Below are 25433 nucleotides of genomic sequence, written 5' to 3'. Positions count from 1 at the left end.
CAGAAGCCCGTTCGGTAGGGTTTCGGAAAGACCTCGGAGGCCGCCGTGTACGACTACATCATCGTGGGAGCGGGCAGCGCGGGCTGCGTTCTCGCCGCCCGGCTGACCGAGGATCCCTCGGTGAAGGTCCTGCTGCTGGAGGCCGGCCCGCCCGACGACGTCCCGGAGATCCACATCCCGGCGGCCGTGGCCACCCTGATCAAGGGTCCCTACGACTGGGACTACTCGACCGTCCCGCAGGAGCACGCGGGCGGGCGCAGCGTGTACTGGCCGCGGGGCCGGACGCTCGGCGGCAGCTCGTCCATCAACGCGATGATCTACATCCGCGGCGCCCGGTACGACTACGACACCTGGCGCGACTCCTACGGCTGCGACGGCTGGGGCTACGAGGAGATGCTGCCCTACTTCCGCCGGGCCGAGGACCAGCAGCGCGGCGAGCTCCCCTACCACGGTGTCGGCGGCCCCCTCCGCGTCGAGGACCTGCGCTACAAGCATCCGCTGAGCCGGGCGTGGGTGCAGTCGGCCAAGGCCTACGGGCTCGCCGCGAACCACGACTTCAACGGCGCCGACCAGGACGGCGTGGGCTTCTACCAGGTCACCCACAAGCGCGGCAGGCGCTGGTCGGCCGCCGCCGGCTACCTGCACCCGATCGAGTTCCGCCCGAACCTCACCGTCGTCACCGACGCCCTCGCCACCCGCGTCGTGATCGAGGACGGCCGGGCCACCGGCGTCCGCTACGACGCGCGCGGCGAGACGATGTCGGCCCGTGCCGAAGCCGAGGTCATCCTGTCGGGCGGGGCGGTGAACAGCCCGCAGCTGCTGATGCTGTCGGGCGTCGGCCCGGCGGACCACCTGCGTTCGCTCGGCATCGACGTCCTGGTCGACTCCCCGGTCGGGCAGCGGCTCCAGGACCACCCGTTCGTGAACGTCATGTTCGCGACGCCCCGAACCAAGCCCCTGTGGGAGCTGGCGAACGCGCGGTCCTTCGCCCTGTACCAGGCTCTGGCGCGCGGCCCCTACGCGTCGAACGTCGCCGAAGCCGGGGGCTTCGTCCGGACGGTGGAGGGCCTTCCCGCCCCCGACCTGCAGTACCACGTCCTTCCCACGCCGTTCGTGAACCAGGGCCTCACCGAGTCGTCCGAGCGGCTCCTGTCGGTCCTGGTCGCCGCGATCGCGGTCGCCGGGCGCGGTTCCCTCACCCTGCGCTCCGCCAGCCCGTACGCCAAGCCGCTGATCGACCCGGCCTACCTCGCCGACAAGGCCGACCTGGACATCCTGGTCGCGGGCGTCCGGCAGGCCCGCGAGATCGCCGCGTCCGGGCCCCTCGCGTCCCTGGTCGGCGGTGAGTGGGCGCCCGGCGAGCAGGTCGAGTCCGACGAGGCCATCACCGACTTCGTCCGCCGCGAGGTCGCGACGCTGTTCCACCCGACGAGCACCTGCGCGATGGGCGGGGACGACTCCGTGTGCGACACCGAACTGCGGGTCCGCGGTGTCGAGGGCCTTCGTGTAGTGGACGCCTCGGTCATGCCTGCCGTCCCCCGCGGCAACACCAACGCCCCCACCATCGCGATCGCCGAGCGTGCCGCCGACCTGATCCGCGGCCGCACCGCCCTCGCCCCGGCCAACGCCCGGAAGTGAGAGCCGCGCGGAAAGAGGTGGACAGGCCCGCTCGCGATCTGCCAGCATCCGGTTCCATGATCTATGGAAGGGCTGGCGCCGCCCCCGCCCGGTGAGCGCCTTCGCGCAGCGCGAAGCTGCCGGCATCCGCGCCGAATGGCTCGGGCATCTGCTCCGCACGGTGCCCGCCGACCGTCCGGCCGCCGAGACCGCGATCTCCGAGCTGTACCGGCTGATCGGGCTCGATCCACCACGATTCCACTGGGTCGCCTCACCCCTGGCCGCCCTGGAGACCGTCCCGCCCGGCGTCCGGCCACGGGCGCCGGAGACCATGGAGCGTCTCGCCGACTGGCCGCTGCCGGCGCGTTTCCGCCGGCTGATCAGCGAGTCGTCCGTCCGGCTCGACGCCCGGGTCATGCGCGGCCACCGGCCGCTGGACGGGCTGATGGGGCAACTGGTCCGATCGCCGATCATGGCCTCGGAGCGGAGCACGCTCCGCATGGCGCTCCGCTCCGTGCACGAGGCGGCCGAGCGGGGTTCCGTCTGGTACGCGGCCCTGTGCATCGCGTGGGCCGCCCACTATGACGCGATCCGCCGGACGTCCGGTGTGGTCTTCACACCCGAGCAGAACCGCCTGATCGACCTGTGGGCGGCGCCGGCCCGGTCCGCCGGCTGGTGGTGGCCGCGCGAGGACGTCTGCGTCGTCTCCGAACGGCCGGTGGAGATCCACACCGAGGTCTGGGGCGACGAGGGGCAGGTGCGGCTGCACCGCCCGGACGGTCCCGCGCTCCGGTACGCCGACGGCTGGGAGGTGCACGCCTGGCATGGGACGAGGGTGCCGTCGTGGGCGGTCGAGGACCCGAGCGTCGACCGGATCGCCCGGGAGGCCAACGTCGAGGTCCGGCGGTGCGCGATCGAGAACATCGGCTGGGCCGCCTACATCGACCGGGGCGGGCTGCGGCTGCTGGCGGCCGCGCCGGACCCCGGCAACCCCGGTTCGGAGTTGCGGCTCTACGACCTGCGAGAGGGGACCCGGGTGCTGCTCGCCGTCAACGGCTCCGTCGAACGCGACGGCCGCCGCCGCCGGTACGGGCTGACCGTGCCGGGCGCCTTCGAGGATCCGGTCGCCGCCGCGGGATGGACCTACGGGCTGTCCGCCGACCAGTACTCACGACTCGTCCGCCGAACCTGAGGTGATGCCCATGACCGTGACTCTCGCGTCCCTTACCCAGCAGACCGGGCTCGCCGTGCTCGATCATCTCGATCGGTCGGTGAGCGTCCCCGTCGTCGACGGGCTCCAGGCCCAGGGCGACCTGATCGTCATTCCCGCGTCGGAGATCTCGGCGTCCCTCTCGTTCTGGCCGGACGTCACCTGGACCGACGTGCCGCCCGAGGGGATCGAACTGCTCAGGGGTGTCGCGGGCGGCAACCCGCACACCCTGGTCGCCGACCCCGGCACCTGCAACTTCACGAAGCAGGTGTCGGATTCCGGCGGTCTTCTGATCGGCGTCTTCGAGGCGTCGGCCCCCGCCTACCTGCTGCATCCCGAGCATGGTGCCTCCGGCTGCGCGCCGGGCCGCTACGCCGTCCGGCGGCAGCGCGAGTACACCGCCGGGGGGTGGGGTTCGCGCTTCGTCGCGGACTGAACCGCGGGGCGGGCCTGGGGTGAACGAGCCCGGAAATGAGGAACGCCCCCGTCCCTTTCGGGCGGGGGCGTGGCCGTACGCGTGCGGGCCGCGGGCGTCACCGCTTGAGCGCCTTCGCGATGCGGGCGCGGCGGGTGTTCCGGGCCTGGGCCCGCAGTTCGCGGACGCGGTCCTCGATGACGACCTTCATGAACTCCTGGCTGAGCATCTGCTTCTCCTTGCTCCTGCCGGTCCCTCGTGGCCCGACATGTACAAGGTTCGTCCTAAGGCCCCATCCCCTACATCGGGACGACGCCTTATCTAGGCGGCCTTAGGACGCCTTAGAGCAGATGTCGCCTTACCGCCCGCCTAGGCGGGCGGCCGCAGGCGGCTTAGGCGACCTCTACGAAGCCGAGGTGGTCGTAGAGGCGGCGGGCGCGGCGGTTGCGGCGGGTCACGGCCAGCGTGAGGGTGTCGTGGCCCTGTTCGGCCAGTGAGTGCATGACGGCCTGGACGAGTCCCCTGCCCAGGCCGTGCCCGGCGTGTGCTGGGGCGGTGAAGAGGAACGCGAGCAGCGGGAGGTCACGGTAGAGGGTGGCCAAGGCGGCTCCTACCGGGCGACGCTCGTGTTCGGCGACGAACGAGGCGTTGCGCAGGAACATGCCGTACTCGCCGGCCAAGGTGAGATGGACTTCGCGCACTGCGCCTTGGATGTCGCCCACGTCGGCCTCGTCGGGGGTGCCGCGGTAGGCGTCCCACATCAGGGCGGCCAGCGCGGGAACGTCGTCGTCGGTGAACGGCCGCAAACCGGGCGCGGGCGGGGGAGCCGCGCCCAGGGTCGCCTGGAGGCGGCTGCGCACGGGGGCGCCGAACGTCCCGGATGTCATGGTTTCGAGTCTAGGTGGGCGCCCCGCCGGAGGCCGGTGGGGGCGCCGCGGCATCAGCGCTTGTAGCGGCGGCCGTGGATCATGTTGATCAGGCCGAGGACGCGGGCCATCTCCTTCTCGGTACGGCCGAAGCTGGTGAGGTTCATCGTCGCGAACCGCTGCCGGGTGATGGCCTTCGGACGGGCGAACTCGCGCAGCCCGTCCGCGCCGTGGATGCGGCCGAACCCCGACTCGCCGACACCCCCGAACGGCAGCGCGGCGACGCTGGCGAACGCCGCGAAGGCGTTGATGGAGGTCATGCCGGAGCGCATCCGGCGGGCGGTCTCCATCGCGCGGGACCGGTCGCCGGAGAAGATCGTCCCGGCCAGGCCGTAGCCGGTCCGGTTGGCCTTCTCGACGGCCTCGTCCATGTCCTTGACCCGGTGGACGGTGATGGTCGGGCCGAACGTCTCCTCGCACACGGCGGACGAGTCGTCCGGCACGTTGGTCAGGACGACCGGCTCGACGTAGGGCTTGCGGACGGACTCGGCGCCGCCGACGACCGCCTTGCCGCCCTTGGCGAGGGCGTCCTTGATGTGGCGCTCGATGATGTCGAGCTGGGACGGCATCGTGATCGGCCCGTACGCGGCCTCGCGGTCGAACCCGGGACGCAGGTCGCGGGCCTTCTCGGTGAGCTTTCCGAGGAACTGGTCGTGCGCCTCGTCCACGACGTAGATGCGCTCGACGCCGATGCAGGTCTGGCCCGCGTTCGACATCGCGCCCCACAGCGCGGCGTCGGCGGCGGCGTCGAGGTCGGCGTCGGAGTCGACGATGCAGGCGTCCTTGCCGCCGCATTCGGCGACGATCGGGGTGAGGTTCTCGGCGCAGGCGGCCATGACGCGCTTGGCGGTGCGGGCCGAGCCGGTGAAGGCGATCTTGTCGACATGCGGGGACGCGGCGAGCGCCGCGCCGGTCTCGCCGAGCCCGGTGACCGTCTGCAGGACGGGGTGCTCGGGCACGACCGCGGCGAACAGCTCGGCGAGGTACACGCCGACGCCCGGGGTGAACTCGGACGGCTTGAACACGACGGCGTTGCCGGCGGCGAGCGCGTAGGCGATCGAGCCCATCGGGGTGAAGACCGGGTAGTTCCACGGCCCGATGACGCCGACGACGCCGAGTGGCTGGTACTCCAGCACGCAGCGCTGGTTGATCGCCATGAGCCCCGGGTAGACGTTGCGCGGCCCGAGGGTCTTCTGCGCGTTGCGGGCGGCCCAGTCCAGATGCGTGATCGCCATGATCGTCTCAAGCTGGGCGTCCTGCACCGGCTTGCCGGTCTCCTGGTGGATGAGCTCGGCCATCCGGTTGAGGTTGCGGGCGAGCGACCCCTTCACGTTCAGCAGCCGCAGCCGGCGCTCCTTCCAGCCGAGGGCGCGCCACCAGGCGGCCGCCTCCCGGGCGCGCTCGACCGCCGCGGTCACGGCGGCGCCGTCCTGGACGGGATGCTCGGCGACGACCTCGCCGGTGGCCGGGTTCAGCGACGCGAAAGTCTCGGTGTTCTCCGTGGCCACGGACATGAGGAACCTCCCGGGAGGAGCCTTGTAAGTGATTGCTTGCGCGGCGGTACCGGCTAGTAAATCACCCTAGGCCCCGATCCGGGCGTCGGGGATCCAGCTTCCGTGGAATCCGGCCGGGACCCGGCGCGGCAGGTGCACGCTCGCGGTGTGCGACAGGTCCGACGCGTCCAGCACCCGCAGCTCCGACGCCGAGCCCTGGGTGACGATCGACAGCAGCCAGCCCTCGTCCTCCGCGCGGGCGCCGGGGGCCGGGACGAAGACGGCCTCGCCGACGTGCGTGCCGGGCTCGCAGACGTGCGCGGAGGAGGAGTCCCCGTGCAGGTCGTACTTCAGGATCGCGGTGCCGGCGGTCGTCCGGTCCCCGCCGACCGTGTACAGGTAGCGGTTCCGCAGGCCGGTCCGGGCGTCGTCGTGGGTCGGGAACTCCACGCCCCGGTCGTCCAGCTGCTCCTCGGCGGCCCTGCCGGTCGCGGGGTCCAGGGTCCAGCGGTGCAGCCGGGCGGTGTCGGACCGCGCCGCCGCCACGGCGGGGTCGGCGCTGCCGCCGATGCCCGTCCACAGGGCGGTGAAGTTCTCGGGACGGTAGCGCACCGCGTCCAGGACGATCCGTCCGGCGGCGTCCTCGTGCGCGTTGCCGACGTGGAAGACGTAGCACGGGTCGACGTCGAACCAGCGGACGTCCCCGGCGCCGTCCCGCCGCATGACGCCGAGCCGGGCGCCGTAGCCGTCGTCCCACCGGTAGGGCAGGCCCGCCATCCCGGACAGCGCCAGCTCGGCGTCGAACACCACCGGCAGATCGAGCCAGACCACGTGGTTCGCGGTGATCGCGAAGTCGTGCATCATCGTCGGCCCGGGGACGTCGATCACGCCGCTCTCGGCCAGCGTCCCGTCCGCCGACAGGCGGTGGTAGGTGAGGTAGGGCTCGAACACGCCGTAGCCGAAGGACAGCAGGTCCCCGGTGACCGGGTCCTCCTTCGGGTGCGCGGTCATCGCGGTGGTGAGCCGGCCGCCGAAGTCGCAGGGGCGGACGGTCTCCAGTTCCGGCGTCATCTCGTAGGGGAAGCCGGCCTCGACGAGCGCCCAGATCTTGCCCGCGTGCGGGATGACGTGCGTGTTGGCCTGTACCGAGCGCCGGTCGAAGGTGAGGTCCTCGCGCAGGAACGGCGTGCCGCCCGTGAACAGGTCCGTCCGGACCCAGCGGTTGCGGTACCACTCGGCGCGGCCGTCCCTCAGGCGGACCCCGTGGATCATCCCGTGGCCGCTGAACCAGTGCCTGCTCGGCTCGCCGGGCCTCGGGTTCGGCCCGTTCCGGAAGTACCGGCCGGTCAGCGCCGGCGGCAGGGTGCCGGTGACCGGCAGGTCGCGGGCGCCGGTCTCGTCGGGGACGGGGGCCAGCTGCCCGTCCAGCCAGGCGGCGGGACGCTCGGCGGTGTTCTCGCTCATCTCGATGCTCCTTTCCGGGGTGCTTCCGCGGGGTGTCAGCGGGGCGAGGGCCCGGGCGCGGCGGTGGCCGGCATCTCCGGCAGCGGTAGCCCGAGCCGGGCGAAATGGCGCCTGCGCGCGATCTCGGGGTAGCGGGCGGTGAAGACGGCCGGGACCGTGAATCCGGCAATCTTGACGGCGACCAGCAGCGCCGTGGCGTCCGGCGCCCAGTGCTGGACGCAGCCGAGGACGACGGCCATGACGGTGAAGCCCGCGGCCCACACGCCGGTGATCACCCGGTTGATCTTTCCGAAGAGCTCGGTCGCGGCGATCTCCGCGGAGACCTGCCGGCGCGCGATCCCCTCGGTGAACGGGCGGCCGAGCAGGAGCGTCCCCCAGGCCGTGACGCCCAGCCAGCCGATCGCGAGCGAGGCGCCGTAGTCCAGCACCGGCGAGCCGGAGATGGTGAACGCCAGCCCGGTGAGCGCCGCCATGAACACGGAGGTGGAGACCTCCAGGATCAGGGAGTCGGCCCGGTGGCCCCGGCGAAGGTCCTGGGCGAGGAGCGCCAGTGCCGCGACGAGTCCGGTGACGGCGCCGGCCCGGTCGTCGAAGCCGCTGACGACGGCGAGCAGGATCCAGGGAAGGAAGGTTCTGGCGTAGTACTTCAGCATGTCCGCGGGCTCCCGATGACATTCCAACTTTGACATGTCGAACTTAGAGGCTCCTCTTTCGACATGTCAATACCGACATGTAAACTTCCGGGCATGAGTTTGCGACATGCGGTGCTCGGGCTCATCGCCGAGATGGACGGTGCCAGCGGCTACGACCTGCTGAAGATGTTCGAGATCTCGCTCGGGAACGTGTGGCCGGCCCGGCAGAGCCAGCTCTACGGCGAGCTGGGCAAACTCGCCGACGCCGGGCTGATCGAGGTCGCCGAGGAGGGCCCCCGCGGTCGCAAGGCGTACCGGATCACCGAGGCCGGGCGAGTGGAACTGCGCCACTGGCTGGTGGAGGTCCCGGTCAAGGTGGGCCGGCGGGACGAGGCGCTGCTGCGGGTCTTCTTCCTGGGGCTGGCCGAACCGGGCGAAGCCCAGGGCTATCTGCGCAGGCACATGGAGGGCCTCGGGGAGTACCTCGACGAGCTGAAGGTCCTGGAGAAGAACATCGACTGGGGGGACGACGACCTGTCCGTCTACGGGCGGCTCGTCATGGAGTACGGCAAGCGGTTCGCCGCGATGCGCCGGGACTGGTTCGAGTGGGCGCTGCGGGAGGTCACCGCCCTCGACGAACGCGAATAGGGCAGGGCCGGCGGGGCCCCGCCCTATTCGCGGAACGTCAGGAGAAGTCGTCGGCGTGGTCGGCGGCCCACTCCTTGAACGTCCGGGCCGGATGTCCGGTGATGCGCTTGACCTCGGGGGACGGGTCGGACGGGTGGTCGGCGGAGCGCGCCCGCATGCGGAGCAGGACGTCCACCAGGCCCTCACGCATGTAGGGCATGGCGAGCATCTTCTCCCGCGCCTCCTCCGGAGTGATCTCCTCGAAGCGGACCGGGCGGCCGGTCGCCTCGCCGATCATCTCCACCATCTCCGGATGAGTGATCGACTCGGGCCCGGTCAGCAGCGGCCTGGCGCCGACGAGGTCGTCGGTGAGGAGGGCCTTCGCCGCCACCGCCGCGATGTCGCGCTCATGGATCGGCGTGCTGCGCGCCATCGGGTACGGCTCGCGGACGGGCTCGTCGGCGCGGATCGTCTCCCGCCAGCCGAGCGCGTTGGACGAGAACTCGCCGGGACGCGTGAACGTCCACTCCATCCCGGACGCCTCGACCGCCCGCTCGATGGCGAGGTGCTTGACGGCCAGGTCGTTGGACGGGTCGTCGCTGAGCGCTGCGCCGGACGACAGCACGACGACGCGCCGGACGCCGTGGTCGGTGGCGCGGGTCAGCAGGTCGTCCAGGCCGTTCCAGAACACGGCGGGGTTGAGGAAGATCGACGTGACGCCGTCCAGGGGCATCTCGTCGGTACGTGCGACCTGCGCCTCGTTCGGCAGGCGGGCCGTGGCGGGATCGCGGGTCAGCGCGCGGACCTCGGCCCCCGCGGTCAGGAGTTCGCCGACGAGATGGCGGCCGACGTTTCCGGTCGCTCCGGTTACGAGAATCATGGCTCCAGGTTCAACCAGATGGATGAACTTGTCAAACAGCCGGATGGTTGACGAGATCAGGCATGCGGCTACCATGGGGAACGTGACGGAAACGACGAAGCGTCCGCGGCGCGCCCCCGCCCCGGACGAGCGGACGCTCGACGCCGAGCGGTCCCGGCGTCTGCTCCTGGACGCGGCACTGGACGAGTTCTCCGCCAAGGGCTACGCGGGCGCCCGCGTCCAGGACATCGCCGACCGCGCCGGCGTCAACAAGCAGCTGATCAACTACTACTTCGGCGGTAAGGAGGGGCTGTACTGCGCGATCGGCGAACGCTGGCTGGAACGGGAGGCCGAGTTCAACGACCCGGCCGTGCCGTTCGACGAGATCGTCGTCCGGTACCTGCGGCACGCGCTGGACGATCCGCGCGGGACGAGGCTGAACGCCTGGCGCGGCCTCACCGAGAACCTGGCCGACATCCCGCCCGGGAAGCGCGAGGACCTCTCCGACATCGAACGCCGCCAGGCCGCCGGAGAACTCGCCGCCGACCTCGACCCGGCCGCGATCATGCTGGCCGTCATGGCGATGGTGTCGGCACCCGTCACGAAGCCGCTCGCCGTCCGGCACGTCTTCGGCCTGGACCCGGAGTCACCGGAGTTCCAGGAGCGCTACGCCGAGCAGTTGCGCCGCATCGTCCGCCACCTGGCAGGCCCCGGCCGGGCCTAGGTCTGCAACCGGTCCAATGCCGACCGGCTCTCATCGTCCGCGGCGCGGAAGATCACCAACCGCTGATCCGGATCTTGAAGCGGCATGAGCACTTCGAAATCCACCGCGACCACACCGACGTCCGGATGCCGCATCACCTTGCGTCCGCGGGCGTTGACCTCGATGTCCCGCTCGGCCCACAATCGCGCGAATTCCTCGTCACGGGTGATGAATTCGGCAATGAGGTCGGTCAGCGCCCGATCCTCCGGATGCGCGGCCCACGCGGCGCGCAGGTGGGAGATCCCCTCCCGTACGACACGTTCCCGGTCGACATAGAACTCGCGCATCTCCGGATGCATCAGGCACAGCCACATCGCATTGCGCCGCGACGGAGGCAGGGTGTCGAAATCCAGTAGCAGCCTCGCCATTTCGCGGTTCCAGGCCAGGATGTCGTAGCGGTGGTTCACCAGCATGGCCGGCTGCGGCGACAGGTCGGCGACCAGCCGGGCCAGCGGCGGCGCCGCGGCGGTGGCGGGCTCGCCGGCGTCGCGGGGGCGCTGCCGGGCCAGGTCGAAGAGGTAGGCGCGTTCGACGGGGGCCAGACGCAGCGCCCGGGCCAGCGCCTCCACCACGTCCGCCGAGGGCCGCGGCCCGCGCCCCTGTTCCAGTCGCACGATGTAGTCGACGCTGACCCCGGCCAGCTCGGCGACCTCTTCGCGGCGCAGTCCCGGGGTCCGCCGGGCCTGCCTGCGCGGTGGCAGACCGAGACGGCGCGGGTCCAGCCGTTCGCGCCGGGCCCGCAGGAACGCGGCCAGCTCCTGTGTCGTGTCCACGGAGTGGGTGATCATGTTCGTTCCAACAGCCAGGGTAGGACTGGCGTTCCCAGGAACCTCCTTCCCTTACCCCCGGCTCGCGGCGGTCACAACCTTGTACTCGACAACGGATCGCGAGCACAGGAGGACACGATGCCGCTCACCCTCGACACCTACCGGCTGCTGGGCCGCTCCGGGCTGCGGGTCTCACCGCTGGCGCTGGGCGCGGCGACCTTCGGCACCGACTGGGGCTGGGGAGCCGAGCAGGACGAGGCGCGCAAGCTGTTCGACCGCTACGTCGAGCGGGGCGGCAACTTCGTCGACACCGCCAACACCTACACCAACGGCAGTTCCGAGCGACTGCTGGGCGAATTCGCCCGTGGCAAGCGCGAAAGCCTGGTTCTGGCAACGAAGTACACGACGCTGCGCCGGCCCGGTGACCCGAATTCCGGGGGCGGTCATCGCAAGAGCCTGTTCGCTTCGGTGGAAGCCAGTCTGCGACAGCTCGATACGGACTACATCGATCTGCTCTACCTGCACGTGTGGGATTTCACGACACCGGTCGAGGAGATCCTGCGCGGCATGGACGATCTGGTCCGGCAGGGCAAGATCCTCTACGTGGCGATCTGCAACGCCCCGGCCTGGCAGGTGTCGCGCATGCAGGCCATCGCCGACCTGCGCGGCTGGTCGCCGCTGGTCGCGCTGCAGATCGAGTACAACCTGATCGAGCGCACCGGGGAACGTGATCTGATCCCCATGGCGCGCGAGATGGGGCTGGGGGTGATCCCGTATTCACCCCTGGCCGGCGGGGTGCTCACCGGCAAGTACAGCCGCGACGACCTGAACGCGGCGAACGTCGCCGACGACGGCACCCGCAAGGGCTTCAACCTCGCCCTGGGCGCGCTCACCGAACGCAACCTCGCCATCGCCGATGTCGTGAAGGATGTCGCCACGGACCTGGGCCGAACCCCCGCCCAGGTCGGGCTGGCCTGGACACTGCGGAATCCGGGCGTGACGGCATCGATCATCGGCGCCCGCACCCCCGCGCAATTGGAGGACAACCTGGGTGCCCTGGAGGTCGACTTCAGCGCCGCCCAACTGGCCCGCCTAGACGAGGCCGGCGCGATCGGGCTCGGCTTTCCGCACGACATGCTCGCCAGTGACCACATCCGCAATGTGACCGCGGGCGACCTGAAGATCGAAACCCGCCGCTGACACCCGGTCGAGCCCCGAGGACGGTACGGCCGCCGTCCTCGGGGCGGTCGCGGGATCAGCCGCCTAGTCGTTCCACCACTGGAACAGGTAGTGCCCCAGTTCGATCGGGAAGTGGTCGATCGAGCCGCTCACGCGGAACGGGAACTCGCCCAGCCCGATCGCGTCGGTGATGTAGTAGATGACGTTGAAGAAGCCCTGGTTGATCGGCCCGAGCCACAGCAGGGCGATCAGGATTAGGAACACGTAGCCGCCGTAGGCGTTCGCCCGGTCCGCCCAGCGGCGCGGCAGGTACGGCTCGACGATCCCGAAGCCGTCCAGCCCCGGGATCGGCAGCAGGTTCAGCACGGCGGCGGTGACCTGCAGGAACGCCAGGAACGCCAGACCCGACCAGAACAGCGCGTGGCCGCTGTCGGCGAAGTTCTTGAAGATCACCGCGAGCATCACGGCGAACAGCGCGTTCGACAGCGGGCCCGCCGCCGAGATCAGGCTGTGCCGCAGCCGGCCCGGGATGACGTGCCGGTCGATCCAGACGGCGCCGCCGGGCAGGCCGATCCCGCCCAGCACGATGAACACGACCGGGATCAGGAAGCTCAGCGTGACGTCGGAGTACTTCAGCGGGTTCAGCGTGAGGTAGCCCTTGTCGACGACGCTGCGGTCGCCCGACCGGAAGGCCATGTACGCGTGCCCGAACTCGTGCAGGGACAGCGACAGGATCCACGCGGCGATCACGAAGCCGAACAGCGCGATGCGGCCCGGCCTCTCCAGGATCGTCCCGTACCGCCAGGCGATCAGGCCGCACAGGACGGTCGCCGCCACGACCGCGAGGAACACCGGGCTCGGCCGCACGGCCGAGCTCCCTCGCATCTCGTGTGCAGTGCCCTTCATTCGCTCCGGCCCCTCTCGCCGCGCCGCTGTTCCCGGCGCCCCGTCCCGCCCGATCTTCCTCTGGACGCTACCTGCTCGCCGGAGTCGTCACGCCGCGATGACCGGAACGACATAGGTGCGCAGGAAGCGGCGCAGCCCGTCGGCGTCCCGGTCCCGGTCCATCACGATCAGCGAGGTGATGATGCGGAAGAGGAACTCGACCGTCCCCTCCACCTCGATGTCGTCCCGCAGCGTCCGCTGCCGCTGCGCCTGCTCGAAGTAGGGCCGCACGTACTCGCAGCACAGCGCGAGCACGTGCTCGGCCGCCCCCGCCACCGCCGCCTGCATGTGCCCCGCCGCCTCCGGGACGAGGAAGTGCGCGATCGTCGGCTCGTTGCGGACGTACTCGACCGCGTCCAGCGTGCCCTCGACGATCGCCTCGGACACCGACCTTTCCCGGCGCAGCCGCTCGGCGAGCCGGTCCAGGAAACGGTGCAGGTCGCGCACGACGACGGCGAGGATCAGCTCGTCCCGCCCGCCGGTGACGCTGCGGTACACGGTCGCCCGCGACAGCTTCGCGGCGGCGGCGATGTCCTCGACCGTCGTCTTGGCCACACCGAAGCGGCCGAAGCACTCCTCGGCCGCGTCGATGATGCGCTCGCGCGTCGCGTCGGCGGTGACCGGGGACATGCCCCGAACACTACCGGCCGCGCCCCGGACGCCTATTCCAGCGTGTACTCCAGCGCCCAGGTGTGGGAGCCGTCCTCGGCGACGGTGATCTGGCCGACGCCGCGGATGCCGGCGAGTTCCCCCGTCCCGGACGTGGGGACGATCAGCCACCGCAGCCACTGGGTGTCGGGCGTCCCGTCCTCGCTTCCCGCGCTGTGCTGCAGGACGAACGTCCCCTCGCGCCCGTGCAGGATCCCCTGGACGTTCTCGACCCCCACGTACGCGACCGGCCCCGCCGCCGACTCCACCGTGATCAGCTCGCTGGAGCTCGTCCCCACCAGGTCGCCGTGGAAGGTCTTGCCGACGTGCACGCGGGTGAGCTTGTTGCCGCCCTGCTCGTCGTAAGGCTTGTCGGCGTCCCAGGCCTCGATGTCGAAGCTGCCGCTGGCTTGAAAGGTCATGCCCGCCATGATGCCCGCCCCACCCGACACCGCGGGAGACCCTCGGCCATCAGCAGAAGCGCCCTTCGCTCACGCAGGAACGGGATCGATCTCGGCCCACACGACCTTCCCGCCCTCGCTCAGCGGACGAGTCCCCCAGCGGCGCACCAGGGCCTCCATGAGTTGGAGCCCACGTCCCGACTCGGCCGCGTAGTCGACCGGACGAACGACGGGCAGTGCGTCCGACCGATCCCACGCCTCAACGACCACGAACCCGTCGTCCCGCCGGTAAGCACGGACGATCACGGAGTCCCCGTTGGCCGATCCGTGCTTGATCGCGTTGGTGGTGAGTTCACTCGCCACGGTCCGCGCGACGTAGTCCTCCAACCCCCATGACCCGAAGGCGAGCGCGACAAAGTCGCGCGCCTGCCGGACCGACTGCAAATCGGCCTTGATCGCGAGTGTCTGCGGCTCGCTGGCCATGGTCACCTCACAGAAAGTTGAATTCCGGTGACACATTGCGCTTGCTCACGTAGCGTTGTCGCGTGACCGCGTAATGCTTGAAAATCTGGCGATCTTGAAGGGTCAGACCAGGTGACGAATCAACCCCCCGACCCGAAGTCGAGCATGTGGGCGTGGATCGCCTATCAGCTGCGGTTTCAACGGATCGAGCGTGGCCTCAGCGGCGACGCGGTAGCCAAGATCCTCAACTGCTCGCGCGCCACGATTTCCAGACTGGAGAGCGGAGAGGCCCGGCTGAAGGACAAGCAGGCCGCGAAGCTCGACAAGACCTGGCGAACTGGCGGTTTCTTCGCCATCGCGCTCTGGTTCGCCCAGCTAGCCCCCGATCCGCAATGGCTGCGGAGCTACACCGACTTTGAGGCCCGCGCGTCGCTGGTCCAGATGTTCGACGGGCAGGTTATCCCCGTCCTGCTCCAGACTCCTGAGTACGCGCGGGCCCTTGTGGAGGCGGGACGCAACGAAGACGTGGAGAGCATTCTCGGTGCACGTTCCGCGCGCCAGCAGTGTCTGGCCCGGACTGACCCACCGGAATTATGGGTCCTGCTGACCGAGAACATCCTCACGTGGCCCGTGGGCGGCATCGATGTCATGCTGGCACAACTCGCCCACCTACGAGAGTTGGCGGAGCAGCCGAACATCACCATGCGCATAGTCCCCAGGCAGGCGGGCGCCTCCGAGGCTTTGGACGGCTCGTTCAAGGTCATCACCGTGCGAGAGGGGGAGATCGGCTATATCGAGGCCGCCACCGGGGGCCGCCTCGTCATGGACGCGGACGGCTCCCGTGCCCTGCGGATGCGCTTCGACCGCATCGGGGCCAAGGCGATGCCCGTAGACTCCACCGCGGAGATGCTCCAGCGAGCGATGGAGGCTTTGAAATGAGCGCCCTCGTGTGGCGGAAGTCGAGTCGGTCGGCCGAAGGAACTTCCGGCCAGTGTGTAGAGGTCTCTGCCCTTCCGGGTGCGATCGGTATCCGGGACAGCAAGGCCCCGGACGGGGGCCATCTCACCCTCGATCGGCGAGCTTTTCAGGCATTGCTGGCGGATCTGAAGCGATAACCGCGAGAGCGTCGTCGACAATTCGAATTGTTTGGGCCGTCCAGTAGAATTGATGTGACGTCAAACGTCATCTGGGTTCAAAGTCGATGCCGTCATGGTCGCGGTCGACGTACCAGTCGTACTCCGGGTCCTCCCCCTTGACGTAGGGGCCGTAGTCGTGGGCGTTGGCTTCCTTGCAGGTGTCGAACCGGGGATCGAGATCCGAGTCCGGTTCCTCGCTCGGTTGGGGTTCGTCGGTGGGCGGCTGTTCCTCGGTCGGGGGAGCTTGAGCGGACGGCTCTTCGGTGGGTTCTTCGGTGGGCGTCGTTGGCGGTGCGGCCTTTCGGGTCGTGTGCTCGTCCTCGGGTGTGGTCGGTGTGGGTGAGGTGGGAGGTACGACCACCTTCTGCTTCGGCGGTTTTGTTTCCTCGCTGGGGTCCGTCGAGGGTTCCGAGGTCGAGGGCACGGCGGGGGATCCCCGGGCGGAGGGGGAACTCTGTCCTGTCTGTTGCGCCTGGCGGGACGGAGATGTGGTGAGCGGCGCGATGGCCATCATCGCGAGCAGGAAGGTCAGTGCGCCCAAGATCACCGCACGCAGAGCCCGGCGAGTCGGCGAATGGTCACGCGGGCCGAGGTAGACGCGTTTCGCCGCCCGGACGGGCCGAGAGCTCTCACGGGTCCAGAGCTGCCAGCCATGCGGTGGTGCGGGCCAGGACGGATCAGGGCTCCAGCCTGGAGGCGGTTTCCAGCCGGGAGGCGGAGTCGGCCAGCCCGGTGGCGGGTTGAAGCGTCTCGGCATGGGCAGGCATCCCCTTGCATGATGGCGTCCCGCCACGCTGAACCCTTTCAGCTCACTCCCGGCCCGACCGTCCGGGAATAGATAGCAACCCGTAATTTGGTAAATCTTGGACCAAGCTGCTGGATTTGGTTCGCTGTGCGACCGCGATGGGTTGCGGGTCGGCCTCGGTATCACCAGATGGTGAACTATCGGTGTTTTTCCGGCTCCGTTCGAATTCGTTTCCAATTCGTGGCGGCTCCTACTGTCCCCGTGGTGACAGAATTAGAACTGATTTACGGTATGGGGATGTGAGGCGGATTCGATAGTGTGTTCCCATGAATTCGGTCGTGGTTGATCTGGGTGCGGCGTCCAGTCTGGAATTGGTGGACGCCGCAGCCGCGATCGCCGCTGAATTGGCCGGACGCGTCGTGCCGGAATCCCCGGCCGCCTGCATGGAACTGGCAGAGATGCTGGCTGCGGCATCGGACAGGCAGGAAAGCGCACTGGCCGGCTTCATCGGCCGGGTGGACGCCTGCGGGGAGATGCGCCGCTGGGGCCTACCGTCCACCCAGGCATGGCTACGGTCGCGATTGGGCATGCGCGAGTCGCGGGCCAAGGAACGCATCAACCTCGCCCGGCAGCGTCACCGGCTGCCAAGGTTGACCGCGATGCTCGCAGGCGGCGAGCTCTCCTACGGCCATGCCTCCACCGTGGCAGACGCTGTCGCTCGGCTCGACGATGCCGACTGCGCAAAGGCCGAATCCCTGCTGCTGGACATGGTCGGCCAGGGCTTCTCCGCCGGGAAGGTCGCCCTGTTCGGACGCCGCATCCGTGACGTCATCGCCGAGCGAAACGGACGGGAGGCTGAGCCGAGAGAGGGAAAACGCGGCTATGACCGGTCCTGGGTCTCCTCCACCCGCTCCTTGGACGGCGGCCGTTACATCAAGGGATGGCTGAACCCGGAGGACGCCGCCATCTGGGACGGGACGCTGGCGCCCCTGGCCAAACCGGCCGGGCCCGACGATCACCGTGACACGTCCGAACGCCTAGCCGCCGCAATGACCGGAGCCCTTTCCGGCGGGCACAAGGCCACCAAGGTCAGCGTTATCTGCGACCTGGACACATTGACCGGTGGCGAAACACCGGCCCGCCTGATCGACGGCACCCCGATCCCCGCATCCCAGGCCCGCCGCATCGCGCTGGCGGCAGGCGTCTCGCCTCTCCTCCTGGGAGGCGGCCACACCCCGCTCTACTTGGGGCACAGGGTCCGATTTGCAACCGGGGCCCAACGACAGGTCCTCGAAACCCTGTACCCGACGTGCGCCGTGCGGGGCTGCGAAATCCCTGGGACGCTGTGCGAGGTCGACCACGTCCATGGCTGGGCACTCGGCCGCAACCCCACCGACATCGACAAACTCGCCTTGTGCTGCGGCTGGCACAACCGCTTCAAACACACCAACGCCCAGCAAATCCACATCACCCAAGACGCCACCGGCCGCTACATCTATCGTGTCCTCCCGCCGCCGGACAGACGAGTGGCCGGCAACGCCGTCCCACCCACCTCAACCGGGCTGCATGACCAGCCTGCGGGACCGGATCCCCATCCCGACGCACAGGAGTGCTTGTGGGGGACGCGACGCCCGATCCGCTACCGGGTGCACACCTGGGCGAGGTCGAGTACGAGAAGACCCGCACCGGATTCCGATGTTGTTGATCATGAGTAGGGTCGATGGCCATGGACCTCAGAGGGCGAACCGTGATGCTTTGTGGCCCGTTCCGGAAATTCGGAACGGGCGAGGCCGAGCGGCTGCTGGCGGCGGCCGGGGTACGTGTCGCGCGGGAGGTCTCGGCCGATCTGGACGCGATTTTCGAGGGCGAGGGAGACGTGCCGAACGGGGCGTACGCCCTGGGCATTCCGATCTTCGATGAGGCGAGCCTGCTCTGGTTGTTCGAGGAGCCCGAGCCCGTTCCGGAGACCGGCCTGTTCGGAACGCCCGACCTTGAGAGGCTGGCTGAGGCCGACTGGGAGGTGTTCGTCCCGGAAGGAGATCTGCTCCCGCTGCGCGCCCGGCTGGAGGCGCTCGAACGCGAACGCGGCGTCACCGACGCCCACCGGGTCGCCACCCGGCGAATCCTCGAACGGGGAACGACGCTGAGCCGCCCGTTCGGGCATGAGGCCGAGCTCGTCGCCTTCGCGCTCAGCCCTTGCGGCCGCTACCTCGCGACCGGGAGCTGGCTCATGGAGGGCGTGCTCGACGGCTTCGGCGCCCTTCAGGTCTGGGAGGTCGCCACCGGCAAGTGCGTCAACACCCTGCCCGAGATCGACGGCGGCGTCGGGTGGCCCGGCGAACGCCGGACGATCCAGTGGTCGGCGGACGCACGGCACCTCGGCATGGCCTTCCGGACGAACGCGGTCGGCGTCTGGGACCCGTTCGGCGAGTCCTGCGAGCCCAGGGCGGAGGCGCAGGTGACGGACGGCAGTCCGCGTCCGCCCGCGTGGGCCCTGCATCCTGACGGGTTGCGCGCCTTCATCAGTGCGGGCACGCACGAGCGGAGCGGCGTCCAGGGATGCGTCGTCCCGATGCAGGCGGGCACGCTCTTCTGGCTGCCGGAGCTCCACGAGTACAGCTTCGCCGGAGCGCTGCCTCCCGAGATCGGCAGGGAGGAACTCCGGGTCGAGCGGCCGCCCCTGTGGTCGCCCGACGGCGGCCTGCTGTACTGCCAGGAGCGAGGCGGCGCGTTCGTCGTCGACGTCGTGACCGGCCTGCCGACCTGGTACGCCGAGACCGGCTGGGTGGCCGCGTGGAGCCCCGACGGCCGGTATCTCGCCCACGTCTCCGGGCACGGGGTGGAGTTCCTGGACGCGACGAACGGGCGGCCAATGGGCCTTCGGGTCCAGGACCCGTCCCTTGACCGCTCCAACACGTCCCTGCACTGGGGCACGCGCGGCGCCGAGGTCCGGCTCGCCGTCGTGGTCAGCGAGGGCGGGGCCGAGCCGGGCGTCCGCATCGTCGACGAGCGCGGAGGTTTCCGCCTTCCGGGCGCCACACCGCTCGACGCGATCGACAAGGGGGACCGCGAGGCGTGGGCCTGGGCGCCGTCGGGCGACCGAGGCGCCCTTCTCACCGCCGCCGGCGAAGTCCAGATCTGGGACCTCGCCGGCTCGGCCCGCCTCGAGCGCGCCTTCTCCGTCCCTGAGGGGATCGATGGCGTCCTTTGGGGTTCGGGCGAGGTGATCGTCCTGGTCTCCGGTCACCGCGTACGGTTCGTCCGGGCCGACTCCGGCGAGGTCATGTCCGACTACACCTTCTCCGGCTGGGAAGAACCGGGGGACCTCGACGACGACCTTCTCGAGCACTTCTTCCGGCGCTACGTCAAGCTCACTGGCGGCGCCTGGTGCGTCCCCATCGAACCGTCCGCCGCGATCGCACCGCCCGCCCGCCGCGATGAGATCGAATCCTCCCTCGCCTGGACGGTCGACCACCGCTTCACCTGGCCCCTCCGCTGGGGCCGCTTCGACATCTGGCCCGACGTCCCCAGCGCCGCCGCGGGACTGACCTCCGACTCACCCGATGCCCGAGCCGTCAAGGAGGCGGCCCGCCCCGCCTAACCGCCCGTTGGGTTGGTGGAGCTGAGGGGCCCAGGTACGGGACGCCTCTAAGCGTCCCTTACGCGGCCGACCATGGCGCGCCCTCACCGCGGCGGGCTCGTATCGCGGCAGGTGTCAGAACAGGGTGCCTTCGTGTTCGATGCCGCGTAGGGCGTCGTAGTCGAGGGTCACGCAGTCGATGCCCCGGTCGGTGGCGAGGACACGGGCCTGCGGCTTGATCTCCTGGGCCGCGAAGACGCCGCGGACTGGGGCCAGGTGCGGGTCGCGGTTGAGCAGTTCCAGGTACCTGGTGAGCTGTTCGACGCCGTCGATCTCGCCCCGGCGCTTGATCTCGATGGCCACCGTGGCGCTGTCGGCGTCCCGGCACAGGATGTCGACCGGGCCGATCGCGGTCGGGAACTCCCGGCGGATCAGCGTGTACCCCTCGCCGAGGGTCGTGATGTGCTCGGCGAGCAGTTCCTGGAGGTGCGCCTCCACGCCGTCCTTCTGGAGGCCCGGGTCGAGGCCCAGCTCGTGGCTGGTGTCGTGCAGGAACTCCTCGATCGTCAGGATGAGGCGCTCGCCCGACTTGCCGTGCGTGACCGTCCAGCGGGCGATGGCGCCGTTCTCCTCGTAGACCTCCTCGCGCAGCGAGCAGGGCGGGTTCATCCAGTTGAGGGGCTTGTAGGCGCGGTCGTCGGCGTGGACGCTCACGCTCCCGTCCGCCTTGATCAGGACCAGGCGGGGAGCCATCGGAAGGTGGGCGGTGAGCTTGCCGGCGTAGTCGACGCTGCACCGGGCGATAACGAGACGCACGGCGACCAACCCTAGTGCGCGTCCCGGAGCCGTTCAGCCGATACCGGCGTACCGGCGGCACTCGCCGCGGTCGGTGGGCAGTCCCCAGTCGCCGAGGATCTCCATCAGGTTGATCCACTGCCAGCTTTCGGACGGAAGTTCGGCGATCGTCCGGACGGTCCGCTGCTGGGCGGTGGTGAGGTCGGCGAACGGGGGCAGCGGGAGGACGGGTGTGCGGAACGTCAGCTTGAGCGCGGCGGCGGCCATCGGAAAAGAAGCGTCGTCGGACGTGCGGGACAGCCCTTCCAGGACGGCGTCGACGGCGTCGCCCGCCGGTTCGTCCAGTGCGGCCAGTGTCAGCGCCGAGTAGAGGCGCAGGTCTCCGTTCAGGAAGGCTGCCGGTTCCTCGGGCGGGGTCGCGCTGCGGGCCGCCAGTTCGGCGATGACCGGTGGGTCGGCCGCGTCCAGCCGGGCGAGCGCGATCGCGGCGGCCCAGCGCGGCAGCGGCTCGACACCGGCCATGTGCTCTCGGAGCCGGGGGATCAGCGTCCGGCCGTCGAGCAGCCCTCCGGAGACCAGGGCGTGTGCGATGACATTCGGGTCCTGCTCGACATCGAGGAGCGCACCCAGCGCGGGGAGCGCGGTGGCCGCCTCCTCCGGGAACCAGCCGGCCGCGTACGCGGCGGTGGCCCGCACTCCGGAGTCCTGGTCGCCGAGCAGGTGCAGCACGGTGGGCAGCCCGGTGCGGACCGCGTCGTAGGCGGCGAGTCCCGCGACCCACGCGTCCGGTCGGTGCGCCTGATCGGCGGGGTCGGTCGCTCGCGGCCGCGCCGCCTCCTCCCGCCAGGCCGTGATGTCGACGCCGGACGGCAGGTGCGACTCGTCGAACCCGATCGCCAGCGCGACCGCCAGGTAGAGCGGCCAGGTGCGCTCGGGAGCGCCGGGATCGGACGCGAGCGCGAGCAGGAACGGGACCGCCGCGGCCGATGCGCTGTAGCGGCTTCCCTGGTGGTGGATGTTGGTGAACAGCTCGCTCAGCGCCGCGTTCCGCTCGTCCTCGTCGGACGAGGACAGGGCCCGGAGCAGGCCGGGCACGTCCTCCGCCGAGCCGTAGGCGTGGCGGAGGCCCGCCCAGTCGATGTCGTCCAGCCCCGCCAGCGGTTCGGCCATGCCGCGATCATGCCAGCCGCGCCTGACGTCCGCCCTGAGCATCCCTGAGCATTCCTAAGGCGCACGAAGCAGGTCAGATAAGGCGTGATGCCGATGTGGGGGCGGGTGCCTTAGGACGAGTCTCTTGGATGTCGGGCCGTGTCACGCGGCCCGGGACGTTCAGGAGGGGCCGTGTACCACCACGAGATCATGCAGGACATCGCGAGGCAGCGGGCGCGCGAGATGCGTGCCGAGGCCCGCGCCGCGCGGAACGCCCGGCTGGCGCGCCGGGCTCGCGAGTTCTGGACCGAGCGCGCCGAGCGGCTGGCCGCACGGCCGGTCCAGCGGCGGCCGCGCAAGCACGGAGCGGCGCCGGCGCGATGACCCCGCCCTCGGCCGGCCCTCACCGGCCGGGGGCGCGGCACATAGCGGAATGAAAATCTTTGTCAAGCCTGGAATTCTCCCGGGGCCGTGATTAGCGTCGGCGGGTGGGTGTTCATCCTCCGTCTGCGAAAGGACCCCCGCACATGTCTCTTGACGTGACCCCGGAACTGCTGGTGACGGCGCAGAAGGGCGAGGTCGGTGACGCGGCCTTCGTCGAGTGCATCAGGACGTCCCTCCCGTACGCGTGGGACATGATCAGCGGCCTGGTGGCCCGGCTCCAGGTGGACGGCGGCGACTTCGCCGACAACCTCACGCCCCCGCCGGACGAGCGGGCCCGCGGCCAACTCCTCCGCGTCCTCGCCAGCGACGCCATGCGCGGCGCGCTGGAGCGCTACTTCGGCGTGAAGCTGGCCTTCCAGAACTGCCATCGGGTCGCGGTCTTCCCGACCGGCGACACCACCGCCTACCGGACGTTCGTGACGGCCCGCGAACAGATCCTCAACCAGTCTCCCGAACTCCGCGACTGCTGACCCGTCCATGCGGCGTGCCGATTCCCTCGGCACGCCGCATGTTCACATGGCGGCGCGGACCTTGGGGAGGACGTCGGCGCCGAGGCGGGCGATGTTCTCAAGGGTGGCGGTGCGGGAGCCGGCGGCCTCGACCAGCAGGATCAGGTGCCTGATTCCGGTGCGCTCGGCCGTGGTCACGAGGGACTCGACGCAGTCGTCCGGTGAGCCGACGGGATGCAGGTCGCACATGAGGCGCGTGTAGGCGACGGGGTCGCGGGACGGGCGTGGACGGTCGTCCACGGCGACGTATCCCTCCAGGCCGGGGCCGAGCCAGCGCGGCATCTCGTCCATGAGGGTTGTGACGGCCTCTTCCCGTGTGTCGGCGACCTGGGCCACGTGGGTCGAGATGTGGGGCAGAGACGGGTCGCCGTGACGCGCGACGGCGGCGGCCTTCTCGTCCGGCCCCACATGCATGCCGAGAAGCATCGGCAGGCCGCGTCGCGCCGCCAATGTCTCGGTGGCAGGGGACGTGCACGCGACCGTCACCTGTGGCGGGACAGGCGCGCGCGGGACCACCGGCACCTCACGGAAGCGGAAGTGCTCGCCCGACCAGGCGAGCCGGTCCGAACGCAGCCAGGCCAGCAGCAGGTCCAGGGATTCCGCGAGGCCGTGCTCGTAGCGGGGGAGGCCGGTGCCGAAGACCTCCAGGTCGCGCCACGGCCCGCCCCGTCCGACGCCCAGCCGGAACCGGCCGCCCGACAGCAGCGACAGCATCGCGGCCTGCTCCGCCAGCGCCACCGGATGCTGGGTGGACAGCACGCTGACCGCCGTCCCGACATCGACACGGGTGGTCGTGGCCAGGATGTGCCCGGCGAGAACGGTCGCGGACGGGACGACCCCGTACGACATGAAGTGGTGTTCGGCCAGCCAGACGTCGTCGAACCCGGCGCGTTCGGCGGCGACGGCCGCCTCGACGGTGCGGGCGAGGGCGGCGGCGTCGCCATTGGCGTTCGAGCGGAGCTCGTCCTTTGATCGGTGGTGGGTGGGGGCTGGAGGACGGTCAGGGAAACGGGCGGCGAGGAGGAAGATTCCGAGGCGCACGTCCCGGTCCTACCCGGCCTCGGCGGCGCCTGCTCCCTCTGGGAGACTGCGGGTCATGACTGGTGGTTCGTTCAGCAGGGTCGGGGTCGTCGGACTGGGCACGATGGGCGCGGGCATCGCCGAGGTGCTGGCGCGCGGCGGCCTCGCGGTCGTCGGCATCGAGGTGAACCGGGACGCGCTGGAACGCGGGCGCGGGCACCTGGAGGGCTCCACCGGACGCGCCGTCAAGCGCGGGCGGCTCACCGAGGACGCGCAGCGCGAGATCCTCGGCCGGATCACGCTGTCGACCGACTTCGCCGACCTCGGCGACTGCGACCTCGTGATCGAGGCCGTCCCCGAGCGGCTCGACCTGAAGCGCAAGGTGTTCGCCGAACTGGACCGCGTGTGCCGGGACGACGCCGTCCTCGCCACCAACACCTCCTCGCTGTCGGTCACCGGCATCGCGGCCACCACCGGCCGCCCCACCAAGATCGTCGGGGTGCACTTCTTCAACCCGGCGCCGGTGATGAGGCTGGTCGAGATCATCGGGACGGTGCTGACCGAGCCGGAGGCCGTGACCCGGGTCGCCGAGCTGGTGAAGGGCCTCGGCAAGACGCCGGTCACGATCGGGGACCGCGCCGGGTTCGTCGCGAACCGGCTGCTCTTCGGCTATCTGAACCAGGCCGCGGCCATGCTGGAGTCCGGCCACGCCACCCGCGACGACATCGACACCGCGATGAAGACCGGCGCCGGGCTGCCGATGGGGCCGTTCACCCTCATGGACCTGATCGGGCTCGACACCTGCGTGGAGGTGCTGGACGCGATCTACGCCGAGTCGCGCGACCGCCGCCACGCCGCCTCACCCCTGCTCCGCGAGCTCGTCACCGCCGGGCTGCTCGGCCGCAAGACCGGCCGCGGCTTCTACACCTACGACCAGTCCGGGGACGCCGAGAAGGAGACGGCCGGCGCGCCGCCGGTCGTGGGCATCGTCGGCGTCGGCCCCCTCGCGGACGCGATCGCCGCGCTGTGCGACCGGGCGGGCGGCGAGGTCCGCGACTCCGCCGCCGGGCTCGCCGGCTGTGACCTGATCGTGGAGGCCGCGGAGGACACCGAGGCCGCCCGGGCGCTGCTGTCCGCCGCCGTCCAGGCCGCGAAGCCCGGCACGGTCATCGCCGTCACCTCCGTGGACGGCGCGGTGATCGGGCAGGCCATGGCCACCGGACGCCCCGCCGACGTTGTCGGGCTGCACCTGCCCGACCCGGCGGGCGCCCTCGCCGAGATCGCCGCCACGGTCGCGACCGCCCCGGACGTCGCGGACCGCGCCGCCGACCTCATCGGACGCCTCGGCCTGGCCGTCGTCCGCTGCCGCGACCGCGCCGGCTTCGTCGTGGACGCTCTGCGCTTCCCGTACCTGAACGACGCCGCCGCCATGCTCGGCGCCGGATACGCCGACGCCGACTCGATCGACGCCGCGATGACGCTGGGCTGCGGCTACCCGACCGGCCCCATCGCCGACCTCGACCGCCTCGGCCTCGACCGTGCCGTCACCGTCCTGCGCGCCCTGCACGCCGAGACCCGCGAACCGGCCCTCGCACCGGCCCCGCTCCTCGTCGAGCACGTCACAGCAGGGAAGCCGCTGCGTTAGCC

At 70.5% G+C, this 25433-nt stretch carries 27 protein-coding genes; 13 read left to right on the top strand and 14 right to left on the bottom strand.

Going from position 1 to position 25433, the window contains the following annotated elements; translation table 11 throughout:
- Positions 1 to 45 precede the first annotated feature (45 nt).
- The 3 genes from ACQPZP_RS36040 (at position 46) to ACQPZP_RS36030 (ending at position 3263) form a co-directional block, all read left to right on the top strand.
- Positions 46 to 1638: a GMC family oxidoreductase gene (locus tag ACQPZP_RS36040; protein WP_433474146.1), complete on the top strand. Its 1593-nt coding sequence runs from the start codon at positions 46 to 48 to the stop codon at positions 1636 to 1638.
- Between the two features lie 91 nt (positions 1639 to 1729).
- Positions 1730 to 2809 (top strand): DUF6745 domain-containing protein, encoded by a 1080-nt coding sequence (locus ACQPZP_RS36035; protein ID WP_433474145.1) that lies wholly within the window; start codon positions 1730 to 1732, stop codon positions 2807 to 2809.
- Between the two features lie 10 nt (positions 2810 to 2819).
- Positions 2820 to 3263 carry a hypothetical protein gene (locus ACQPZP_RS36030; RefSeq protein WP_433474144.1) on the top strand — a complete coding sequence of 148 codons (444 nt, stop codon included), beginning with the start codon at positions 2820 to 2822 and terminating at the stop codon, positions 3261 to 3263.
- Between the two features lie 371 nt (positions 3264 to 3634).
- Here the strand turns inward: ACQPZP_RS36030 and ACQPZP_RS36025 are convergent, their stop codons facing one another.
- From ACQPZP_RS36025 to ACQPZP_RS36010, 4 genes are all read right to left on the bottom strand, one after another.
- Positions 3635 to 4129, bottom strand: coding sequence for an N-acetyltransferase family protein (locus ACQPZP_RS36025; RefSeq protein WP_433474143.1), 495 nt, complete (start codon positions 4127 to 4129; stop codon positions 3635 to 3637).
- Positions 4130 to 4182: 53 nt separating this feature from the next.
- Positions 4183 to 5682, bottom strand: coding sequence for an aldehyde dehydrogenase family protein (locus tag ACQPZP_RS36020; RefSeq protein ID WP_433474142.1), 1500 nt, complete (start codon positions 5680 to 5682; stop codon positions 4183 to 4185).
- Between the two features lie 66 nt (positions 5683 to 5748).
- Complete coding sequence (locus tag ACQPZP_RS36015) at positions 5749 to 7125, bottom strand: carotenoid oxygenase family protein (protein WP_433474141.1); 1377 nt, start codon at positions 7123 to 7125, stop codon at positions 5749 to 5751.
- Positions 7126 to 7160: 35 nt separating this feature from the next.
- Positions 7161 to 7778 (bottom strand): hypothetical protein, encoded by a 618-nt coding sequence (locus ACQPZP_RS36010; protein ID WP_433474140.1) that lies wholly within the window; start codon positions 7776 to 7778, stop codon positions 7161 to 7163.
- Between the two features lie 93 nt (positions 7779 to 7871).
- On the opposite strand from ACQPZP_RS36010, the gene ACQPZP_RS36005 reads away from it, so the two are divergent.
- Positions 7872 to 8405, top strand: a complete 534-nt coding sequence (locus ACQPZP_RS36005; protein WP_433474139.1) for a PadR family transcriptional regulator — start codon at positions 7872 to 7874, stop codon at positions 8403 to 8405.
- Between the two features lie 37 nt (positions 8406 to 8442).
- On the opposite strand, the gene ACQPZP_RS36000 is transcribed toward ACQPZP_RS36005, so the two are convergent.
- Positions 8443 to 9264, bottom strand: a complete 822-nt coding sequence (locus tag ACQPZP_RS36000) for an NAD(P)H-binding protein (protein WP_433474138.1) — start codon at positions 9262 to 9264, stop codon at positions 8443 to 8445.
- A gap of 82 nt (positions 9265 to 9346) precedes the next feature.
- Between ACQPZP_RS36000 and ACQPZP_RS35995 the strand changes: the two genes are divergently transcribed.
- Complete coding sequence (locus ACQPZP_RS35995) at positions 9347 to 9967, top strand: TetR/AcrR family transcriptional regulator (protein ID WP_433474137.1); 621 nt, start codon at positions 9347 to 9349, stop codon at positions 9965 to 9967.
- Here the strand turns inward: ACQPZP_RS35995 and ACQPZP_RS35990 are convergent.
- Positions 9964 to 10794 carry a helix-turn-helix transcriptional regulator gene (locus tag ACQPZP_RS35990; RefSeq protein ID WP_433474136.1) on the bottom strand — a complete coding sequence of 277 codons (831 nt, stop codon included), beginning with the start codon at positions 10792 to 10794 and terminating at the stop codon, positions 9964 to 9966. The genes ACQPZP_RS35995 and ACQPZP_RS35990 overlap by 4 nt on opposite strands.
- A 117-nt stretch (positions 10795 to 10911) precedes the next feature.
- Here ACQPZP_RS35990 and ACQPZP_RS35985 point away from each other — a divergent pair, with 117 nt between their 5' ends.
- Positions 10912 to 11973: an aldo/keto reductase gene (locus ACQPZP_RS35985; RefSeq protein ID WP_433474135.1), complete on the top strand. Its 1062-nt coding sequence runs from the start codon at positions 10912 to 10914 to the stop codon at positions 11971 to 11973.
- Between the two features lie 63 nt (positions 11974 to 12036).
- Here ACQPZP_RS35985 and ACQPZP_RS35980 read toward each other — a convergent pair whose 3' ends face one another.
- The 4 genes from ACQPZP_RS35980 to ACQPZP_RS35965 form a co-directional block, all read right to left on the bottom strand.
- Positions 12037 to 12819, bottom strand: a complete 783-nt coding sequence (locus ACQPZP_RS35980) for a site-2 protease family protein (RefSeq protein ID WP_433474134.1) — start codon at positions 12817 to 12819, stop codon at positions 12037 to 12039.
- A gap of 126 nt (positions 12820 to 12945) precedes the next feature.
- Positions 12946 to 13527 (bottom strand): TetR/AcrR family transcriptional regulator, encoded by a 582-nt coding sequence (locus ACQPZP_RS35975; RefSeq protein WP_433474133.1) that lies wholly within the window; start codon positions 13525 to 13527, stop codon positions 12946 to 12948.
- A 32-nt stretch (positions 13528 to 13559) separates the two neighbouring features.
- Positions 13560 to 13967, bottom strand: a complete 408-nt coding sequence (locus ACQPZP_RS35970; RefSeq protein WP_433474132.1) for a DUF3224 domain-containing protein — start codon at positions 13965 to 13967, stop codon at positions 13560 to 13562.
- 69 nt (positions 13968 to 14036) lie between these two features.
- Positions 14037 to 14429 (bottom strand): ATP-binding protein, encoded by a 393-nt coding sequence (locus ACQPZP_RS35965; RefSeq protein WP_433474131.1) that lies wholly within the window; start codon positions 14427 to 14429, stop codon positions 14037 to 14039.
- 111 nt (positions 14430 to 14540) lie between these two features.
- Here ACQPZP_RS35965 and ACQPZP_RS35960 point away from each other — a divergent pair, with 111 nt between their 5' ends.
- Both ACQPZP_RS35960 and ACQPZP_RS35955 read left to right on the top strand, forming a co-directional pair.
- Positions 14541 to 15347, top strand: a complete 807-nt coding sequence (locus ACQPZP_RS35960) for a helix-turn-helix domain-containing protein (protein ID WP_433474130.1) — start codon at positions 14541 to 14543, stop codon at positions 15345 to 15347.
- Positions 15344 to 15523 carry a DUF397 domain-containing protein gene (locus tag ACQPZP_RS35955; protein ID WP_433474129.1) on the top strand — a complete coding sequence of 60 codons (180 nt, stop codon included), beginning with the start codon at positions 15344 to 15346 and terminating at the stop codon, positions 15521 to 15523. The genes ACQPZP_RS35960 and ACQPZP_RS35955 overlap by 4 nt, the downstream gene beginning before the upstream one ends.
- A gap of 67 nt (positions 15524 to 15590) precedes the next feature.
- Here the strand turns inward: ACQPZP_RS35955 and ACQPZP_RS35950 are convergent, their stop codons facing one another.
- Positions 15591 to 16085 carry an excalibur calcium-binding domain-containing protein gene (locus tag ACQPZP_RS35950; protein ID WP_433474128.1) on the bottom strand — a complete coding sequence of 165 codons (495 nt, stop codon included), beginning with the start codon at positions 16083 to 16085 and terminating at the stop codon, positions 15591 to 15593.
- 530 nt (positions 16086 to 16615) lie between these two features.
- Here ACQPZP_RS35950 and ACQPZP_RS35945 point away from each other — a divergent pair.
- The gene (locus ACQPZP_RS35945) at positions 16616 to 18004 is read left to right on the top strand and encodes a DUF222 domain-containing protein (RefSeq protein ID WP_433474127.1); all 1389 of its coding nucleotides are present in this window, start codon (positions 16616 to 16618) and stop codon (positions 18002 to 18004) included.
- Between the two features lie 35 nt (positions 18005 to 18039).
- A complete protein-coding gene (locus ACQPZP_RS35940; RefSeq protein ID WP_433474126.1) occupies positions 18040 to 19890 on the top strand; it encodes a WD40 repeat domain-containing protein in 1851 nt (616 codons plus the stop codon).
- 114 nt (positions 19891 to 20004) lie between these two features.
- Here ACQPZP_RS35940 and nucS read toward each other — a convergent pair whose 3' ends face one another.
- On the bottom strand, positions 20005 to 20685 hold the full coding sequence (gene nucS, locus ACQPZP_RS35935) for an endonuclease NucS (RefSeq protein WP_433474125.1): 681 nt from the start codon (positions 20683 to 20685) through the stop codon (positions 20005 to 20007).
- A gap of 33 nt (positions 20686 to 20718) precedes the next feature.
- Positions 20719 to 21834 carry a HEAT repeat domain-containing protein gene (locus tag ACQPZP_RS35930; RefSeq protein ID WP_433474124.1) on the bottom strand — a complete coding sequence of 372 codons (1116 nt, stop codon included), beginning with the start codon at positions 21832 to 21834 and terminating at the stop codon, positions 20719 to 20721.
- 171 nt (positions 21835 to 22005) lie between these two features.
- On the opposite strand from ACQPZP_RS35930, the gene ACQPZP_RS35925 reads away from it, so the two are divergent.
- The gene (locus ACQPZP_RS35925; protein WP_433474123.1) at positions 22006 to 22197 is read left to right on the top strand and encodes a hypothetical protein; all 192 of its coding nucleotides are present in this window, start codon (positions 22006 to 22008) and stop codon (positions 22195 to 22197) included.
- A 143-nt stretch (positions 22198 to 22340) separates the two neighbouring features.
- Positions 22341 to 22727, top strand: coding sequence for an SCO5389 family protein (locus ACQPZP_RS35920; RefSeq protein WP_433474122.1), 387 nt, complete (start codon positions 22341 to 22343; stop codon positions 22725 to 22727).
- A gap of 42 nt (positions 22728 to 22769) precedes the next feature.
- On the opposite strand, the gene ACQPZP_RS35915 is transcribed toward ACQPZP_RS35920, so the two are convergent.
- Positions 22770 to 23807 carry an LLM class flavin-dependent oxidoreductase gene (locus tag ACQPZP_RS35915; RefSeq protein ID WP_433474121.1) on the bottom strand — a complete coding sequence of 346 codons (1038 nt, stop codon included), beginning with the start codon at positions 23805 to 23807 and terminating at the stop codon, positions 22770 to 22772.
- A gap of 55 nt (positions 23808 to 23862) precedes the next feature.
- On the opposite strand from ACQPZP_RS35915, the gene ACQPZP_RS35910 reads away from it, so the two are divergent.
- Positions 23863 to 25431 carry a 3-hydroxyacyl-CoA dehydrogenase family protein gene (locus tag ACQPZP_RS35910; RefSeq protein ID WP_433474120.1) on the top strand — a complete coding sequence of 523 codons (1569 nt, stop codon included), beginning with the start codon at positions 23863 to 23865 and terminating at the stop codon, positions 25429 to 25431.
- The last annotated feature ends 2 nt before the right edge of the window (positions 25432 to 25433 follow it).

Source organism: Spirillospora sp. CA-142024 (assembly GCF_050942325.1).
Taxonomy (GTDB): domain Bacteria; phylum Actinomycetota; class Actinomycetes; order Streptosporangiales; family Streptosporangiaceae; genus Spirillospora.
Note: the sequence above shows the minus strand (reverse complement) of the source record. Positions and strands in the feature narration are given on the sequence as shown.